The organism is Paraburkholderia sp. GAS206C, from assembly GCF_050435645.1.
Lineage (GTDB): Bacteria > Pseudomonadota > Gammaproteobacteria > Burkholderiales > Burkholderiaceae > Paraburkholderia > Paraburkholderia phenazinium_B.
This window is the reverse complement of the sequence record NZ_JBNDKR010000003.1, coordinates 170327-187056: the sequence shown is the minus strand read 5'-3', so window position 1 is coordinate 187056 and position 16730 is coordinate 170327. Positions and strand designations below refer to the sequence as shown.

General features: G+C 62.4%; 15 protein-coding genes. 5 read left to right on the top strand and 10 right to left on the bottom strand.

Features of this window, described 5'->3' with window-relative positions; genetic code table 11:
• Nucleotides 1-120: 120 nt before the first annotated feature.
• Genes cydP through cydX form a run of 4 tightly spaced genes read left to right on the top strand, consistent with a single transcriptional unit; the run spans nucleotide 121 to nucleotide 3336 of the window.
• Nucleotides 121-381 (top strand): cytochrome oxidase putative small subunit CydP, encoded by a 261-nt coding sequence (cydP, locus tag P3T20_RS09170; RefSeq protein WP_429286759.1) that lies wholly within the window; start codon nucleotides 121-123, stop codon nucleotides 379-381.
• Complete coding sequence (locus P3T20_RS09165; RefSeq protein WP_429286758.1) at nucleotides 371-1969, top strand: cytochrome ubiquinol oxidase subunit I; 1599 nt, start codon at nucleotides 371-373, stop codon at nucleotides 1967-1969. Before cydP ends, P3T20_RS09165 begins: the two co-directional genes overlap by 11 nt.
• Nucleotides 1970-2022: 53 nt before the next feature.
• Nucleotides 2023-3159 carry a cytochrome d ubiquinol oxidase subunit II gene (cydB, locus tag P3T20_RS09160; RefSeq protein WP_429286757.1) on the top strand — a complete coding sequence of 379 codons (1137 nt, stop codon included), beginning with the start codon at nucleotides 2023-2025 and terminating at the stop codon, nucleotides 3157-3159.
• 57 nt (nucleotides 3160-3216) lie between these two features.
• Nucleotides 3217-3336, top strand: coding sequence for a cytochrome bd-I oxidase subunit CydX (gene cydX, locus P3T20_RS09155; protein WP_074263277.1), 120 nt, complete (start codon nucleotides 3217-3219; stop codon nucleotides 3334-3336).
• A gap of 142 nt (nucleotides 3337-3478) precedes the next feature.
• Here the strand turns inward: cydX and nagE are convergent, their stop codons facing one another.
• The 5 genes from nagE to P3T20_RS09130 all read right to left on the bottom strand — a co-directional run bounded on the left by nagE (nucleotide 3479) and on the right by P3T20_RS09130 (nucleotide 10868).
• Nucleotides 3479-5263 carry an N-acetylglucosamine-specific PTS transporter subunit IIBC gene (gene nagE, locus P3T20_RS09150; protein ID WP_429286756.1) on the bottom strand — a complete coding sequence of 595 codons (1785 nt, stop codon included), beginning with the start codon at nucleotides 5261-5263 and terminating at the stop codon, nucleotides 3479-3481.
• Between the two features lie 84 nt (nucleotides 5264-5347).
• The gene (gene ptsP / locus P3T20_RS09145; RefSeq protein ID WP_174567503.1) at nucleotides 5348-7906 is read right to left on the bottom strand and encodes a phosphoenolpyruvate--protein phosphotransferase; all 2559 of its coding nucleotides are present in this window, start codon (nucleotides 7904-7906) and stop codon (nucleotides 5348-5350) included.
• 39 nt (nucleotides 7907-7945) lie between these two features.
• A complete protein-coding gene (locus P3T20_RS09140; protein WP_074263274.1) occupies nucleotides 7946-8953 on the bottom strand; it encodes an SIS domain-containing protein in 1008 nt (335 codons plus the stop codon).
• Nucleotides 8946-10049: an N-acetylglucosamine-6-phosphate deacetylase gene (gene nagA / locus P3T20_RS09135; protein WP_074263273.1), complete on the bottom strand. Its 1104-nt coding sequence runs from the start codon at nucleotides 10047-10049 to the stop codon at nucleotides 8946-8948. The genes P3T20_RS09140 and nagA overlap by 8 nt, the downstream gene beginning before the upstream one ends.
• Nucleotides 10050-10133: 84 nt before the next feature.
• Entirely contained in the window at nucleotides 10134-10868 is a 735-nt protein-coding gene (locus P3T20_RS09130; RefSeq protein ID WP_074263272.1) for a GntR family transcriptional regulator, read from the bottom strand.
• A 388-nt stretch (nucleotides 10869-11256) separates the two neighbouring features.
• Here P3T20_RS09130 and P3T20_RS09125 point away from each other — a divergent pair, with 388 nt between their 5' ends.
• Nucleotides 11257-12183, top strand: a complete 927-nt coding sequence (locus tag P3T20_RS09125) for a bifunctional helix-turn-helix transcriptional regulator/GNAT family N-acetyltransferase (RefSeq protein ID WP_429286755.1) — start codon at nucleotides 11257-11259, stop codon at nucleotides 12181-12183.
• 109 nt (nucleotides 12184-12292) lie between these two features.
• On the opposite strand, the gene P3T20_RS09120 is transcribed toward P3T20_RS09125, so the two are convergent.
• The 5 genes from P3T20_RS09120 to P3T20_RS09100 form a co-directional block, all read right to left on the bottom strand.
• On the bottom strand, nucleotides 12293-13105 hold the full coding sequence (locus P3T20_RS09120) for a MetQ/NlpA family ABC transporter substrate-binding protein (RefSeq protein WP_429286754.1): 813 nt from the start codon (nucleotides 13103-13105) through the stop codon (nucleotides 12293-12295).
• A 166-nt stretch (nucleotides 13106-13271) separates the two neighbouring features.
• Nucleotides 13272-13889, bottom strand: a complete 618-nt coding sequence (locus P3T20_RS09115) for an SCO family protein (RefSeq protein WP_074263269.1) — start codon at nucleotides 13887-13889, stop codon at nucleotides 13272-13274.
• A gap of 4 nt (nucleotides 13890-13893) precedes the next feature.
• Complete coding sequence (gene cyoE, locus P3T20_RS09110; RefSeq protein WP_429286753.1) at nucleotides 13894-14799, bottom strand: heme o synthase; 906 nt, start codon at nucleotides 14797-14799, stop codon at nucleotides 13894-13896.
• A gap of 6 nt (nucleotides 14800-14805) precedes the next feature.
• A complete protein-coding gene (locus tag P3T20_RS09105; protein WP_429286752.1) occupies nucleotides 14806-15915 on the bottom strand; it encodes a COX15/CtaA family protein in 1110 nt (369 codons plus the stop codon).
• A gap of 90 nt (nucleotides 15916-16005) precedes the next feature.
• On the bottom strand, nucleotides 16006-16671 hold the full coding sequence (locus P3T20_RS09100) for an SCO family protein (protein WP_429286751.1): 666 nt from the start codon (nucleotides 16669-16671) through the stop codon (nucleotides 16006-16008).
• Between the last annotated feature and the right edge of the window lie 59 nt (nucleotides 16672-16730).

Here is a 16730-nt window from a genome sequence, read left to right as displayed (position 1 = left end):
ACAGTCGCGAACTTCCTCGCTGCCAGCCCCTATCTTAATATCGTTATGCATTCTCCAAGCCGTCTGCGCGGCCTGGATCCGGCCGGGTAAACCGGTGTGAAGTCGAACCATCGACCGATCATGACCATAACGCTACACGACAGGACTCCGCCTCGCCCTGCCCTGCGCGCGCGAATCGCCGCCTGGGCACGCGGACCGACCTTCGGGCGAGATATCGCCATCGTGCTTGCCATCAAATTTGCACTCCTGATGGTGCTCAAGTACGCGTTTTTCAATCATCCCATGGCGGAGAACATGTCCATGCCGCCCGCGCTCGTCGCGCAGGCGCTGCTCTCCGCGCCCGCCCCGCATCCGTCTCAAGGTGATCAACATGCCCGGTAGCGAAGTCGTCGACCTCTCGCGTCTCCAGTTTGCGGTGACGGCGCTTTATCACTTTTTGTTCGTACCCCTTACGCTCGGACTGTCCTGGCTGCTCGTCATCATGGAATCCGTCTACGTGATGACCGGCAAGCAGATCTACAAGGACATGACGCAGTTCTGGGGCAAGCTGTTCGGCATCAACTTCGCGATGGGCGTCACCACCGGTCTCACGCTGGAGTTCCAGTTCGGCACCAACTGGTCGTACTACTCCCATTACGTCGGCGATATCTTCGGCGTACCGCTCGCGGTCGAAGGGCTGATGGCGTTCTTCCTCGAGTCGACCTTCGTCGGCCTGTTCTTCTTCGGCTGGCCACGGTTGTCACGCGTGCAGCATCTGATCGTCACCTTCCTCGTTGCACTGGGTTCGAACCTGTCCGCGTTGTGGATTCTGGTCGCCAACGGCTGGATGAACAATCCGGTCGGCGCCGAGTTCAACTACGAAACCATGCGGATGGAACTGTCGAGCATCTACGCGGTGCTGTTCAATCCCGTTGCACAGGTGAAGTTCGTGCACACGGTTTCCGCCGGCTATGTGACGGCTTCGATGTTCGTGCTCGGCATCTCGTCGTGGTACCTGCTCAAGCGGCGCGACACGGAATTCGCGCTACGCTCGTTCGCGATAGCGGCGGGCTTCGGCCTCGCATCGACGGTCTGCGTGATCGTGCTCGGCGACGAATCCGGCTACCGCACCGGCGAAGTCCAGCAGGTCAAACTCGCCGCCATTGAATCGGAATGGGAGACCGCGCCGGCACCCGCACCATTCACGATATTTGGCATCCCGAACCAGAAGGAAGAGCGGACCGACTATGCGATCCGGATTCCATACGCGCTCGGTATCATCGCAACGCGTTCGCTCGATGAGCCGGTGCTCGGTCTGAAGGATCTGATCGCGCAAAACCAGTTGCGCATCAAGGACGGCATGATTGCGTACGGCGCGCTGCAGCAGCTCAAACAAGGCAATGCCACCGACGACGCCAAGGTCGCCTTCGCGCTGCACAAGGACAATCTCGGCTACGCGCTGATGCTCAAGCAGTTCACACCCAACGTCACGGATGCCACGCCGGACCAGATCGCCCAGGCGGCCAAGAAGACGATTCCGCCGGTGTTGCCGGTGTTCCTCTCATTCCGCATGATGGTTGGCCTCGGCATCCTGTTCCTCGTGACCTTCCTGCTCGCGTTCTGGTTCTGCGCGCAGCGCTCGCTGCTGCTGGACAAGCGCCGCTGGTTTCTGCGCTGGGCCGTGTGGGCGATTCCATTGCCGTGGATTGCGGCTGAATTCGGCTGGATCGTCGCCGAACTGGGGCGTCAGCCGTGGACCATTGCCGGCATCCTGCCCACCGCGCTCTCGGCTTCGAGTCTGACGGCCTCGGACCTGTACCTGAGCATCGGCGGCTTCGTGGTGTTTTACACGGCGCTGTTTGTGATCGAAATCACGCTGATGTTCAAGTACGCGCGGCTCGGTCCGTCGTCATTGCATACGGGACGGTATCACCATGAGACACCGCCACAGGCTCAGCCGTCCAAGCCGCTGAGTACCACTGTTGCATGATCGGCCATCAGACCGCGCAAGCTGTCCTAGCTGTGTAAAAGGGAAAAATCATCATGGATTACGCAACCCTCAAAGTGATCTGGTGGGTCCTGATCGGCGTCCTGCTGATCGGCTTCGCCGTTACCGACGGCTTCGATATGGGCACAGCCATCCTGCTGCCGTTCATCGCGAAGACCGACTCCGAGCGGCGCATCGTTGTGAACACCGTCGGCGCGACATGGGAAGGCAACCAGGTCTGGTTCATCACCGCAGGCGGCGCGATGTTCGCGGCATGGCCGCTCGTCTACGCGGCTTCGTTCTCGGGCTTCTACTTCGCGATGCTGCTGGTGTTGTTCTCGCTGTTCTTCCGGCCGGTGGGCTTCGACTACCGCAGCAAACGCGATGACCCTCGCTGGCGTAGCGCGTGGGACTGGGCGCTGTTTATCGGCGGCTTCGTGCCGGCGCTGGTGATCGGCGTCGCCTTTGGCAACCTCCTGCAAGGCGTGCCGTTCGCATTCGATACCGACCTGCGCGTCACCTATCACGGCAGTTTCTTCGCACTGCTGAATCCGTTCGCCGTGTTGTGCGGGCTTGTCAGCGTGTCGATGCTCGCCGCGCACGGCGCCGCATTTGTAAAGATGAAAACGGATGACGTGATTGCGCGGCGTGCCTCAGTAGCCCTGCGCATTGCGTCGCTCGCTGCCGTCGCGTTGTTCCTGCTCGCTGGCGTGCTGGTGGCGACGTTGATCGGCGGTTATCAGATCGTCGACGCGGCGCCGTTCGATACGGTCGCCAACCCGTTGCTAAAGAGTGTGATCGGCGCACCCGGCCTGTGGCTCACCAACTACTCCACCTACCCGTGGATGGTCGCGGCACCGGTAATCGGCGTGGTGGGCGGTGTGCTGGCATTGCTGCTCGCGAAGTCACGCTTCGAGAAGAGCGTGTTCATCTGCACCGGCCTGATGATCGTCGGCGTGATCCTGACGGCTGGCTTTTCGATGTTCCCATTCATCATGCCGTCGTCATTGGATGGACGCAGCAGTCTGACGGTGTGGGACTCGACCTCAAGCCAGATGACGCTGCAGATCATGCTGATCGCGGTGATCATTTTCTTGCCGATCATCCTGATCTATACGAGCTGGGTGTACCGCGTGATGCGCGGCAAGGTGACAGCGGCCGCGCTCGATGAGAACCGGCATTCGATGTATTGAAGCCTTCATTTGTATGACGCAGCGGAGCCGATTGAAACGGACTCATAGGAGCGAATGATGTGGTATTTCAGCTGGATTCTCGGTATTGGCGTAGCGCTCTCGTTTGGCATTATCAACGTGATGTGGCTTGAATCGAACCGTCCGGGAGAGGCGGCCGCGAAGCGCAAGGCGGATTGAGTAGTAGTGACAGCGCCCGCGTGAATCGCAAACACGGACAGCGGTAAACGAAGAACGGCACCCTTGGGCGCCGTTCTTCGCTTCAGCATTACTCAGTGCAACACAGCAACGCTTGATGCCGCTTCCACGTTACACGCACGCATCAGGCCGGTTGCGGCGATGCCCCACCGGTTGCGCCTGCCGCCGGCAAACGCGCCGACAATACCTGCGCATACCGCCCTGCAGCCTCACCAACAACGACGTGAAACGTATCCGCTGAGACCCACGCAACGTCGAGCGCAGCAAGGCGCTGCCGATCCACCGCAGTCGGATCGCTCACCACGACACGCAGACGGGTCGATGCAATCGCATCCAGCGAAACGACGTTGGTCGCACCACCGAACACGGCGAGCCAGCGAGCCGGATCAGGATCGAGCGGCCCACCATGCGAGCCCGCAACCGGCGCAGCGGCCGTAGCTGTCGCAGCAGGCGCCACCGCTGGCTTCGCTTCGACACCACCACCCTGCGCAATCACAGTCCGGATTTCATCAGCGATGATGTCTGCTTCCGGTCCGATAATCACCTGCACGCTGGTTGCACCGCGCTTCAACACACCACGCGCACCGATAGTCTTAAGATCCGTTTCCGAGACCTTGCTGGGATCGACCACCGACAACCGCAGACGCGTCGTACAGGCATCGACGATAGACAGATTGGCCGCACCGCCCAAAGCAGCGATGTAACGCTGTGCACGCGGCGCGCTCGCAGTAGCAGCCGCTGCCGGCGCAACGAAGCCACCCTTGTCGAACGACTCCACCTGCTCGTCAGCACCGGCAGGTTCGCGACCCGGCGTGGCCATGTTGAACTTGCGGATAAAGAAGCGGAACAAACCGTAGTACACCACCGCGTAGATCACGCCCAGCGGCAGCGCCCACCAGCCGCGCGTCGACAGGCCATAGTTCAGGATGTAGTCGATCAGCCCCGCGGAGAACGTGAAGCCGAGGTGAATCCCGAGCGCCGAACAGATAGCCAGCGAAATGCCGGTCAGCAGCGCGTGAATCACATACAGCACCGGTGCGAGGAACATGAAGCTGAATTCGATCGGCTCGGTCACGCCCGTCAGCAGCGAGGTCAGTGCCATTGAGGCCAGCAGACCGAAGACCATCGCACGGCGTTCCTTCGGTGCCTCGTGATACATCGCGAGGCACGCTGCCGGCAGACCGAACATCATGACCGGGAAGAAACCCGTCATGAAAGTACCCGCGGTCGGATCGCCCGCGAAGAAACGATGCAGGTCGCCCGTCACTGCGGCACCGCCGCCCGGCGGCGTGAAGGAGCCGAACACGAACCACGTCAGCGAGTTCAGGATGTGGTGCAGCCCCGTCACCAGCAGCAAGCGGTTCAGTACGCCGAACACGAAGGCTCCGATCGCACCCGCAGTGGTCAACCAGTGGCCGGCGATATCGATCGCGGCTTGCACCGGTTGCCACACGTAGCCGAGCACAATGCCTATCACCAGACAGGTCACCCCCGTGACAATCGGCACAAAGCGTTTCCCTCCGAAGAACGCGAGGTAATCGGGCAGCTTGATGTCCTTGTACTTGTTGTACAGCATGCCGGCGACGATACCCGCGATAATCCCCGACAGCACACCCATATTGAGCTTGTCGTTGATGTCCTTCATCACCACGGTTTCGACCAGGTAACCGATCGCGCCCGCGAGCGCCGCCACGCCGTTGTTGTCCTTCGCGAAGCCGACTGCCACGCCGATTGCAAACAGCAGCGGCAGGTTGTCGAAAATCGCGCCGCCAGCGTCGGCGATCATCTTGATGTTCAGTACGTCACTCTGACCGAGTCGCAGCAACAGCCCTGCGACCGGCAGCACTGCAATCGGCAGCATCAGCGCGCGGCCGAGTCGCTGCACCTTCAAAAACGGATTCCCGTCCATCTATATCTCCAATCCTTCGTCTCTTCGTCGAGTCGTTGCTTTACATGGTTGTTGAGCGAAATTCCGCCGTGGACCATGCAGGGTTCAGTCCAGCGGCCAGGTTTCGCGGCTCACTGCTCTTACCGCCTGCGCCGATTCCAGCGCCAGGACATCCTGGGCGCGTTGTTGGCACAGCTGATAATTGAGGTTGCGCACTCGCGCCTTGATGCCCGGCACCGACACCGGATCCACGGATAGTTCGGTGACGCCCAGGCCCACGAGCAGCGGCACGGCCAGCGGATCGCCCGCCAATGCGCCGCACACGCCCACCCATTTGCCATGCTTGTTCGCGCCCTGCACGGTAGCTGCGACCAGACGCAGCACTGCCGGATGCAGACCGTCAGCCTGGGCGGCGAGGTCGGCCTGGCAGCGATCCATCGCCAGCGTGTACTGGGTCAGATCGTTGGTGCCGATCGACAGGAAGTCCGCGTGTTTCGACAGTTGATCGGCCAGCAGCGCGGCCGACGGCACTTCGATCATCACGCCAACTTCGATCGGATCGGTACGGCCAAGCTCGCGGGCGAAGTCGTCGATGCGCTTGCGCAGATGGATCAGCTCGCCTACGTCGGTCACCATCGGCAGCAGGATGCGCACGGCGCCGAGCGGCTGCACCGCCAGCAGGCCGCGCAGCTGGTCGTCGAGCAGGTCTGGGCGCACCTGCGCGAGACGGATGCCGCGCAAACCCAGCGCCGGGTTCGGTTCGGGCGGCAGCGTCAGATAGTCGACTTCCTTGTCCGCGCCCACATCGAGCGTGCGAATGATCGCGGTGCGCCCGTTCAGCGCGTCGGCAATCGACTGATAGCTTTGACGATGTTCGTCTACCGTTGGTGCGGACGCACGGTGAATGAACAGCAGCTCGGTACGCAGCAGGCCGACTGCGTCGGCACCGTTTTCAACTGCAGTCTTCGCATCTTCGAGCGTGGCGATATTCGCAGCCACTTCGATAGCGCGTCCATCCGCGGTCATCGCCGCCTGTTGCGACGTGCGGCGGTTCGCTTCGCGTACGTCAGCGAGGCGCGTACGTTCTACGCGGGCACGTTCGACGTCAAGCGCGGTCGGTGCGAATTCGATTCGCCCCGCGGTAGCGTCGACCACAACCTGGGTGCCTTCGGGAATCGCATGCAGCCCATCGCCCACGGCGACGAGCGCGGGAATGCCGCTCTGCCGCGCGAGAATTGCGGCGTGCGAGGTCGCGCCGCCGCGCGCCATCACGAGCGCGGTGACTCGTGTGCGATCGAGCGATGACAGATCGGACGGTGTGAACTCTTCCGCCACCAGCACCGCTTCATCCGGCAGCGTCCGCGCCGCGTTGTTCGAGTAGCCGAGCGCACGCAACACGCGCTTTTCGAGGTCACGTAGATCGGCTGCGCGTTCCGCGAGCAGCGCATCGTCGATTTTCGTCAGGACTGCAATCTGTGCGCGGATCGACTCGCGCCACGCAAAACCGGCGCTCTTGCCAAGGCTGATCAGATCACGCGCTGCGTCGAGCAACGTCGGATCTTCGAGCAGTACACGGTGTACCGCGAAAATCCCCGCCTCACCATGCGCACCGCGCTGCGACGCATCGCGCACGGTTGAATTCAGTTCAGCGTCGACGGTGGCCAGCGCCTTGTCGAGCAGACGGCTTTCCGCCGCCGATGTGCCGCTCGCAATTTCAGGCGGGTCGAGGTCGGCGTCATCCCATCGCACCAGCTTGCCGACCGCAACGCCAGGCGCCGCGCACACGCCAACAAGCGTGTTCGGCGCGAGTGGCGCGCCACCTGTTTGCGCCACCGGTTGCGGTGCCGGGGAGCTTTGGCGTGCCGGCTTTTCCTCGGTTTCGCCATGCGCTTCGCGCAGCAACTCATGCGCGACGGCTTCTACGGCCGCCGCCGCTTGCGCACCAACACCTAGAATCTCTACCGTGGCGCCCTCGCCCGCGCCCAGGCCGAGCAAACCAACGACACTTTCAATCGGCGCCTTGCGCCCTTCATAACGCACTTCGACGCGCGCATCGAGACCACGTGCCGCTTCACGGGCACGTGCCGCCGGCCGCGCATGCAAACCGCCTGCGTGGACCAACGTCACCGTCTGACGCGCTTCTTCGGTCACGTTGGTCGCCTGGCGCGAAGCTTCCGCTGCCGCACCGGCGCGCGGACGCAACAGCAGCAGCGGGGTTTCTCCCGCCTTCAGCATGCCTGCACCGGCGCGCTCGACGATCTCGAACGCGTCCGAGTTCGCAACCGCGATCACCGACACGAGACTCGGTGCATTGCATGCCACCAGGTCCTGATCGAACTCGATCAGCAGATCGCCGGTATGCACATGCGCACCCTGCACAACCTTTGGCGTAAAACCGCGGCCGTTCAACTCGACCGTGTCGATGCCGATGTGCAGTAGAATCTCCGCGCCATCGGCAGTGGCCAGCGTCAATGCATGGCCGGTGCGCGCGAGATGCGTGACCACGCCGTCGCACGGCGCGACGAGTTGGCCCACCAGCGGATCTACGCCGATACCGTCGCCGAACATGCCGCCCGAAAACACAGGGTCGGGCACGTTCGCGAGCGGTACGACCGGACCGGTCATGGGCGCAAGCAGAATAATATGGCCTTGGGATGGGCTCATTAAAACGGACTCCTCAACACGACGCATCTGATTACTCGATCAGTGGGTTTCGGTGACTTTGTTCAGATGGCGCGGCGCATCGGGGTTGCGTCCGCGTGCAGCGGCAAGACCTGCGGCCATCACGTAAAAGGAAAGGATCGCGGCGATCGGATCGAGTGCCGCATGGGCCGTCGTGACGAGCGACAAGGTAGCTTCCGGCACATCTTCCGGCGCGGCCAGCAGCACGCGTGCGCCACGGGTCTGCATATCGCGCGCGAGCTGGATGAGTCCGGCCTGTTCGGGTCCGCGCGGGGCGAACACGAGCAACGGATAGTCGCGATCGATCAGCTCCATCGGGCCATGACGCACTTCGGCGCTCGAAAACGCTTCGGCCTGGATGCCCGAGGTTTCCTTGAGCTTGAGCGCCGCTTCCTGCGCGATTGCGAGGCCAAGACCACGGCCTATCACGATCATGCGCTCGATGCCACGCAGTTCCTCGACGGCTTCGCTCCAGTCGAGTCTGCCGGCGCTTTGCAGCGCTTCGGGCAAGCCTCCGAGCGCGGCAAGCAATGCATCGTCTTGCTGCCAGTGCGCGACCAGTTGCGCGGAAATGGACAGCATCGCGATATAGCTCTTGGTCGCGGCGACGCTCAACTCGGGACCGGCAACCAGCGGCAGATGCCATTCGCAGGCATCGGCCAGCGGCGATTGCGGCGCGTTCACGGCCGCGACAGTCAGCGCGCCGGCCTCGCGCAGCGCGGCCATCGTACCCACCAGATCAGGACTCTTGCCGGACTGCGAGAACGCGATAGCAAGCTGATCGCGCACCTTCAGTGGCGCCTGCTGCAGCGTCGCCACGGACATCGGCAGCGAAGCGACCGGCAGTCCAATGCGGCTCATGGTAAGGCTCGCGAAATAACTCGCTGCGTGGTCCGAACTACCGCGTGCGACCGTCAGCGCGACATGGCGAGGCTGTTCAGCGAGTCTCGCCGCCAGCGCCTGCACGTGCGACGTATCCGCAAGCTGCGCGGCGACCACCTCAGCGGACGCCAGCGCTTCGTTAAGCATATTCGACAATTGATTCTCCTTCGACGTAAGTCGCGGTCAGTGCCAGTTCGCGATCGAACACGACGATATCGGCCCAGGCACCGCGCGCGAGGCGGCCGCGGTCTTCAATGCCGAGATAGTCGGCGGCATAGCGCGACAGACGATTTGAAACGTCGGCCATGGGCAGGCCGAGCGATACCAGATTGCGCAGCGCCTGATCCATCGTCAGGGTGCTGCCGGCGAGCGTACCGTCGGCAAGACGCACGCCGCCCAGACACTTGGTGACGTGCTGGCTGCCAAGGCGGTATTCGCCGTCAGGCATGCCGGTAGCCGAGGTGCTGTCGGTCACCACGTACACGCGCGGAATCGCCCGCATCGCGGCACGAATTGCGCCCGGGTGAACGTGCAGCAGGTCAGGGATGATCTCCGCGAATTCAGCGTGCGCCAGCGCCGCGCCGACCATGCCGGGATTGCGGTGATGCAGCGGCGACATCGCATTGAACAGGTGCGTGAAGCCACACGCTCCATGTTTGAGCGCCGCAACCGCGTCGTCGTACGTGCCGAGCGAATGGCCGAGCTGCACACGCACGCCGCGCGCGGCGATTTCGGAAATGATGTCCATGTGGCCGGAGATTTCCGGCGCGATCGTGACGACGCGAATCGGCGCAATCGACAGGTACTTCAGCACTTCGTCGAGCACTGCGGACACAGCGGCGTCCGGCTGCGCACCGAGCTTGCCCGGATTGATATACGGTCCTTCAAGGTGCACGCCGAGCACGCGCGAGCAACCGGGCGTACGCACACGGGCCACGTCGCCCAGGTTTGCTACTACGTTCATCAGCTCTTCGCGCGGCGCGGTCATCGTCGTGGCAAGGAGGCTCGTAGTGCCGAAGCGGGCATGCGTGCGCGTGATCGTGTCGATCGCGTCGCCCGCTTCCATCACGTCGGCGCCGCCGCCGCCATGCACGTGCAGATCGATAAAGCCCGGCAGGATGTAGGGCGCTTCGTTGGTGGACGGATCGACCCGCTCACCTGTGAGCGACGTGATACGGCCGTTTTCGTATTCGAGCGTGCCGTGAATCCACCCATCGGTGGTGAGTATGTTTCCGGTCAGCATGAGTCTCTCTGATAATACGTAGTGCGATACGTTTCTGATCCGCGCCGTTCAGCGTTGCGCGAGGGCCGCGCCGTTATTGCGTCCTTATTGACGCAGTTCGGCGACAAAGTCGTAGTAGTCGTCCCGGCAGTAGGTGTCTGTCAATTCAATCGCCCGCTGGTCGGCGCTATAGCCGATACGTGTGATCACCAGCAGCGCCGAGCGCGGTTCGATGTCCATCAGCGAGGCAATCTCGCTCGTCGCGTTGACGGCCCGAAAGTGCTGCAGCGCGCGCACGACTGCCATGCCACGCTGCTCCAGATAGCTGTACAGCGACACGCCGATCGCCTGCGGGTCCGGCACGATCGCGGCCGGCAGCGCCGAATGTTCCACCGCCATCACGATGCCGTCCGCGCGCCGCAGACGCCGCAGACTCGTCACCGCTGCACCCGGCGACAGGCCGAGGTGCACCAGCTCGTCGCGGTTCGCTGCGCGAATGCCGCGTTCGAGCCAGACCGAGTCGGGACGAAAGCCCCGCTGCTGCATCTTTTTCGTGAAGCCGGTGAGCCGCGACAGTGGATCTTCGACGCGCGGCGTAATGAAACTGCCAGCACCCGGCGAGCGGCGGATTAGCCCCTGTTCAACCAGCAATTCGATCGCCTTGCGTGCGGTAATACGCGACACGCCGATCGCATCCGACAGCGTACGCTCCGACGGTAACGCCTCACCCGCCGACCAGACGCCACAGTGGATGGCCGTCGCCAGGTTGCGCGCGAGCTGCAGATAGAGCGGCGTGACGTTGCGGGCGTCAGGCATCAATGCGGACCAGCGTGTTTCCATGGGCTCAGGTGGGTCGAAAGGAAGAGCGTGGGCTTCGAAGAGAGAGCCCATTATATAACCACCATAATACCAGTCAATCGAGTTGTTCCATGCCGGTCCGATCGCCGTCAAACCTTTGACAGTAAAGGGAATCCGGCAGATTGCGACAGGCTTACCGGGCGTTTCCGGTGATCGGTATTTACCCGTATTCGAGATATCTTGAGGGTCTATAGAGAACCACTGGTTCGCTACCGAACGGATCGCGCTACTTCGCATGCGTACTTTTGTAATACCAATCGCTGTGGCCGGTTAGAGTGTACGTTTTACCGCTTTTTACGCAGTTTTTAGATAGGATGTCATCCAATAGGTTTGTTGTCTGACACCTTCAAGGACTTCCGGGAGCCGTACGTTGACCGATTCCGCAGCGCTGCGGCGCGTTGAGGCCGTCCGCCATTTCAACCGCTTCTACACGAAGCATATCGGTGCGTTGCACGAGCGTCTGCAAAAGAGCCCGTACTCGCTGACCGAAGTGCGTGTGCTGCATGAACTGGCGCGCGGGCGCGCGCAAACCGCCACTGTGCTGGCGCGCAATCTCGGACTCGACAGCGGTTATCTAAGCCGCCTGCTCACCAGCTTCGAACGCCGCAATCTGCTCACACGGCGTCCATCGGAGAGCGACGCGCGCCAGTCGTTAATCGCGCTCACCGACCAGGGGTACGCCGCCTACGAACCGCTCGACGTCGCCGCCATCGAAGAAGTCATGTCGGCACTGGAACGCCTGGCAGAAAGCTCGCAGGAAGAGTTGATTGGCGCGATGAAGCTTGTCGAGCGACTGCTCGACGAGCAGCCGCGCCGCGGCGTCGTGACGCTACGGGCGCCGCGCGCAGGCGAATATGGCTGGCTCGTGCACCGGCAAGCCCTCTTGTTTGCAAGCGAACACGGCTGGGATCAGACTTTCGAAGGCTTGCTTGCTGGCATCGTCGCTGACTTCACCCAGCATCACGATCCGGTGCGTGAGATGTGCTGGATCGTCGAACAGGACAATGCGATCGTCGGCGCGGCCATGGTGGCAGGCGTGTCGGCCACGGTGGCACGGATCAGGATGCTATATATCGAGCCCGACATGCGCCGGCTCGGCATCGGCACGCAACTGGTCGACGAGTGTGTGCGCTTCGCCAGGCGTGCGGGCTACACCCGGCTCACACTGGCCACGGTCACGACGCTCGAACAATCCCGGCGGCTCTGCGAGCGTGCCGGTTTTGTGTGCGCCGACGTGGCGCCGGAGATGCGCTTCGGTCATGAGTTGACGGTCGAACGCTGGGAGCGCGATCTGTAGGTGCACCGAACGAAGCGCAATATGAACCTCAATGCGAAGCCCAATAAAAAAGCGCCATGATCTCCCATGGTGCTTTGCGTTGCGGCGCTTCGTCGTGGCTGCAGCGTGCTTAGAACGACGGCACCACCGAACCCTTGAACTGGGTTTTGATGAACTGGCGCACGTCATCCGACTGATAAGCAGCGACCAGCTTTTTAACCCACGGCTTGTCCTTGTCCTGCGTGCGCACAGCGATCAGATTCGCGTACGGGCTATGGATGTCCTCGAGCGCGATCGCATCTTTAGTCGGCTGCAGGCCGCCGGCAAGCGCGTAGTTCGTGTTGATCGCGGCAGCGTCCACGTCGGACAGCGAGCGCGGCAACTGCGCGGCGTCCAGTTCAACGAGCTTCACTTTCTTCGGATTCTCGGCGACGTCGAGCGGCGTAGCGCTGTTACCGTTCGTGCCGGCACCAGCCTTCAGCTTGATCACGCCTTGCGCCTGCAACAACAGCAGTGCGCGGTTCTCGTTGGACGGATCGTTAGGCACTGCGACCTTCGCACCTTGCGGCAGATCCTTCAGCGATTTGAACTTCTTCGAATAGACGCCGAGCGGGGAAATGTAGGTCAGGCCCGCGCTGACGATCTTATAGCCACGCTGCTTGACCTGGCTATCGAGGTAGGGCTGGTGCTGGAAGCTGTTGGCGTCCAGATCGCCTGCGTCGAGAGCAGCATTCGGCTGGACGTAATCGTTGAATTCGATGACCTTCACGTTGAGGCCTTCGCGCTGCGCCACTTTCTGGACCACCGCCCAGATTTGCGCGTCGGGACCGCTGATGGTGCCGACCTTGATGACCTTGTCGTCGGCGTGAGCGCCGAAGCTTGTGACGAGAGTTGCGGAGGCGACAACTGCGGAGAGGGCTTTGAGGATGTTTCTGCGCTGCATGTAAATCTCGCTATTTCTGATCGATGTCAGATTCGGGTGAACGGCTGGCGGCGCAATACGCGCGCCATCGGCTGGGTCGCGAATGGTCTCATAGGCTCTGCGAGAAGTGAAATACCGCTATCGCATATGGGTATGCGGACGAGCGGACGACAGATGGGGCTACGCCTTAACCAAGCAGTAGCTTGATGTCGTGCACCCAAGGTTCGGCGCCCTGGCCATCGCGGGCGAAGAGTCGCAGCTTGCCGTCCGGATCGAAGACATAGCTGGCAGCCGTATGGTCCATCGTGTAGCTGTCCGGCGTCTTGCCCGGCACCTTCGCGTAGTACACGCGGAAGTCTTTTGTCACCTTGGTGAGTTGCGCCTGATCGGCCGGACGCAAGCCGACAAAGGTCGGATTGAAGGCCGGCACATACTGCGACATCACGGTTGAAGTGTCGCGATCGGGATCGACGGTGACGAACAGCACCTGGACGCGGCTCGCGTCTGTGGGGCCCAACTGCTGCAGTGCCTGCGCGAGTTCGGCCATGGTCGTCGGACAGACGTCCGGACAGTGCGTGTAGCCGAAGAACAGCACCACGACCTTGCCCTTGTAGTCCTCGAGCGTGTGCGTCTTGCCGCTGGCATCGGGCAACGAGAAGTCCGTACCGAATTGCGTGTTGCCGGTAATGTCGAGATTCTCGAACGAGGGGGCGGGTTTGCCGCAGCCTGAGGCCAGGATCGCGCCACCGAGCGCACAGGCCATCAAGGCAGCACGCGCGAGACGCGCAAACCGGTTTGTAAGCATGGTGTTACGCGCCGATCAGGACACGTGCATAGTGATCGATCAACAGCGCGGCGAACAGCAGCGACAGGTAGATGATCGAGTAACGGAACAACTGACGCGCGAGCGTATCGGAGTACTCCCGATAGATCTTCCACGCGTAGGCGAGGAACACGGCGCCGAGCAGCACCGCCGCCACCAGATACACGATCCCGCTCATGCCCGAGACAAACGGCATCAGCGCGACCGCGAACAGGATCGCCGAGTACAACAAGATATGCAGCCGCGTGTACTGTTCGCCGTGGGTGTTCGGCAGCATTGGCAGACCGGCGCTTTCGTAGTCCTTGCGGCGATACAGCGCAAGCGCCCAGAAATGCGGCGGCGTCCAGACAAAGATGATCAGCACGAGAATCCATGCGTCGCCCGGCACATGCCCCGTGACCGCGGCCCAGCCAAGCGCCGGCGGCATGGCGCCCGAAGCGCCCCCGATCACGATGTTCTGCGGCGTAGCAGGCTTGAGCAGCAGCGTATAGACGACCGCGTAGCCGACGAAAGTGGCAATGGTGAGCCACATCGTCAACGGATTGGCGAACGTATAGAGCGTCCACATGCCTAGCCCGCCGAGCACGGCGGAAAACAGCAGGATCTGTGGGGTGGTGATTTCACCGCGGGCAGACGGGCGCCACGACGTACGGCGCATCTTCGCGTCGATCTTCTGTTCGACGAGGCAGTTGATGGCGAACGCGGCACCGGCCAGCAGCCAGATACCGACTGTGCCGCCGATCAGCACCGTCCACGGCACCATACCGGGCGTGGAGAGGAACATACCGATGACAGCGCAGAACACGGCAAGCTGCGTGACGCGCGGCTTGGTGAGCGCGATGTATTGGGAGATCCGGCTACCGGGGGTCTGGGAAAGAGTTGTGCTGTCCATGTGGGGTCACGCTGGCGCGGCATCGCGCGCAGGCAACGCGGCGCGGCCGGGACGGCTAGAAGCGATTCGAAAGTTTAGCATAACGAGCAGGAGCAGCAGGATCGCGGCGCCCCCGTTATGAGCGACTGCAATCGGCAACGGCCATTGCAGGACGATGTTGGAGAGGCCCGTGAGGAACTGGATCAGCACTACCAGCAGCACGCCGTCAGCGGGCCGCCGCAGCGATTCGAAGCGACGCACCTTCAGCGCAAACCACAGCAGATAGGCGATCACGACGATGGCGAAGGTCCGATGGGTCCAGTGGATCGCCACCAGTGCATCCTGGGTGATCATCTCACCGTCGCCCGTCATGCCCAGCGCGCGCCATAGGTGAAAGCCGTGCGCGAAATCCATCGGCGGGATCCATTGACCGTTGCAGGTCGGGAAATCTGTGCAGGCGAGCACCGCGTAGTTCGTACTGACCCAACCGCCGAGCGCGATCTGCACGACCAGCAGTGCCAACCCGACGAGCGCCGCCGCGCGCCACTGCGCGGCCTCGGGCTCATAGGCCGGCAGCGGCGTCTGGCGCGCCGCCAGCCAGCCCAGCATACCGAGCAAGGCGAGGCCTAGCAGCAGGTGCGTCGTCACGATCACCGGTTGCAGTTTGAGCGTCACGGTCCACGCGCCGAATACACCCTGCACGAGAATCAGCAGCAGCAACGACGTCGGCCACCACGGCGAAACGTGCAGCGGACGGCGCTTGATGCGCGCGACCCAGGCGATCAGCATCTGCGCGACGATCAGCACGCCGATCGCCATGGCGAAATAGCGGTGGATCATTTCGATCCAGGCCTTTGTCATGCTGACAGGCCCGGTAGGCATGGCCTGGTGAGCCGCGGCAATAGCAGCGTGAGCGATGAACGGCGAGGACGTTCCATAGCAACCCGGCCAGTCAGGACAGCCGAGACCGGAGTCCGTCAGGCGCGTGAAGCCGCCGAACATCACCAGGTCCAGCGTCAGGAAAGTGGTGACCCACACCAGCTTGCGGAATTTATTGTCGTCGGCCTTGACCCATATATAGGACAGCGGCAACAACGCAATGCACAAGCCGATCAGGCCCAGTTGCAATACGAACATCTCTCTACCTTCTCGCTGGAAACATAGCGGCCAATGGTGCTACAGACCGTCCGATTCGAGGTACACCCGGCCGTGCGATAAAACGCCGCATCAGCCGATGCTCGACCACTTCAGCAGCTTCGTGATGTCGCCCTTGATCTTGCTCGGGTTCGGATCTTTCGGGAAACGCATCATCAGATTGCCGTTCGGGTCGACCACGAAGATGTGATCGGTCAGCGTCGTGCCGGTGTCGACGGGCAGCCATGCAGCCAAGGCAGCCGGATCGGCGATCAGCTTGCGCGTGTCCGGATAGGCTTTCTGGATCACGTCAGACACGTTGCCCGCGTCCGTGCGCAGCCATACCTCGACCACCCGCTCGCGCTCTGGCCCCTGGGTTGCGCGTATCTGGCGCATGAAATACAGCTTGGTCGCGCAGGCCTTGTCGCACGCGCTGTTGTCGACCGAAACCATGAGCCATTTGCCACGCAGCGACGTGAGCTTCACCGGCTTGCCGTCTTCCCCGGTCACGACCAGTTCATCGGGAATCGGCCGCTGCGGTTCGATCAGCGTGCCGTAGCTGGTGGTGCCGCCGGTCGGCTTGATGACGTAGTACGTGAAGTACGAGCCAACCACGGGCGCGGCACACACGAGCGCGATCAGCAGCATCATCCAGCGGCCGCGTTGCCATGAACCTTTGGCGCGCGGCTGGCCAGGCGTGACCGCAGGACGAGCAGCGGATTTGCCGGCTTGCGGCGAACGGGGAGTTTGCGTCGACACTACCGAACCTCTTTCAATGATTGCGCGGCGCGAGCGGTCAAGCTGCCGGCCACGCGCGA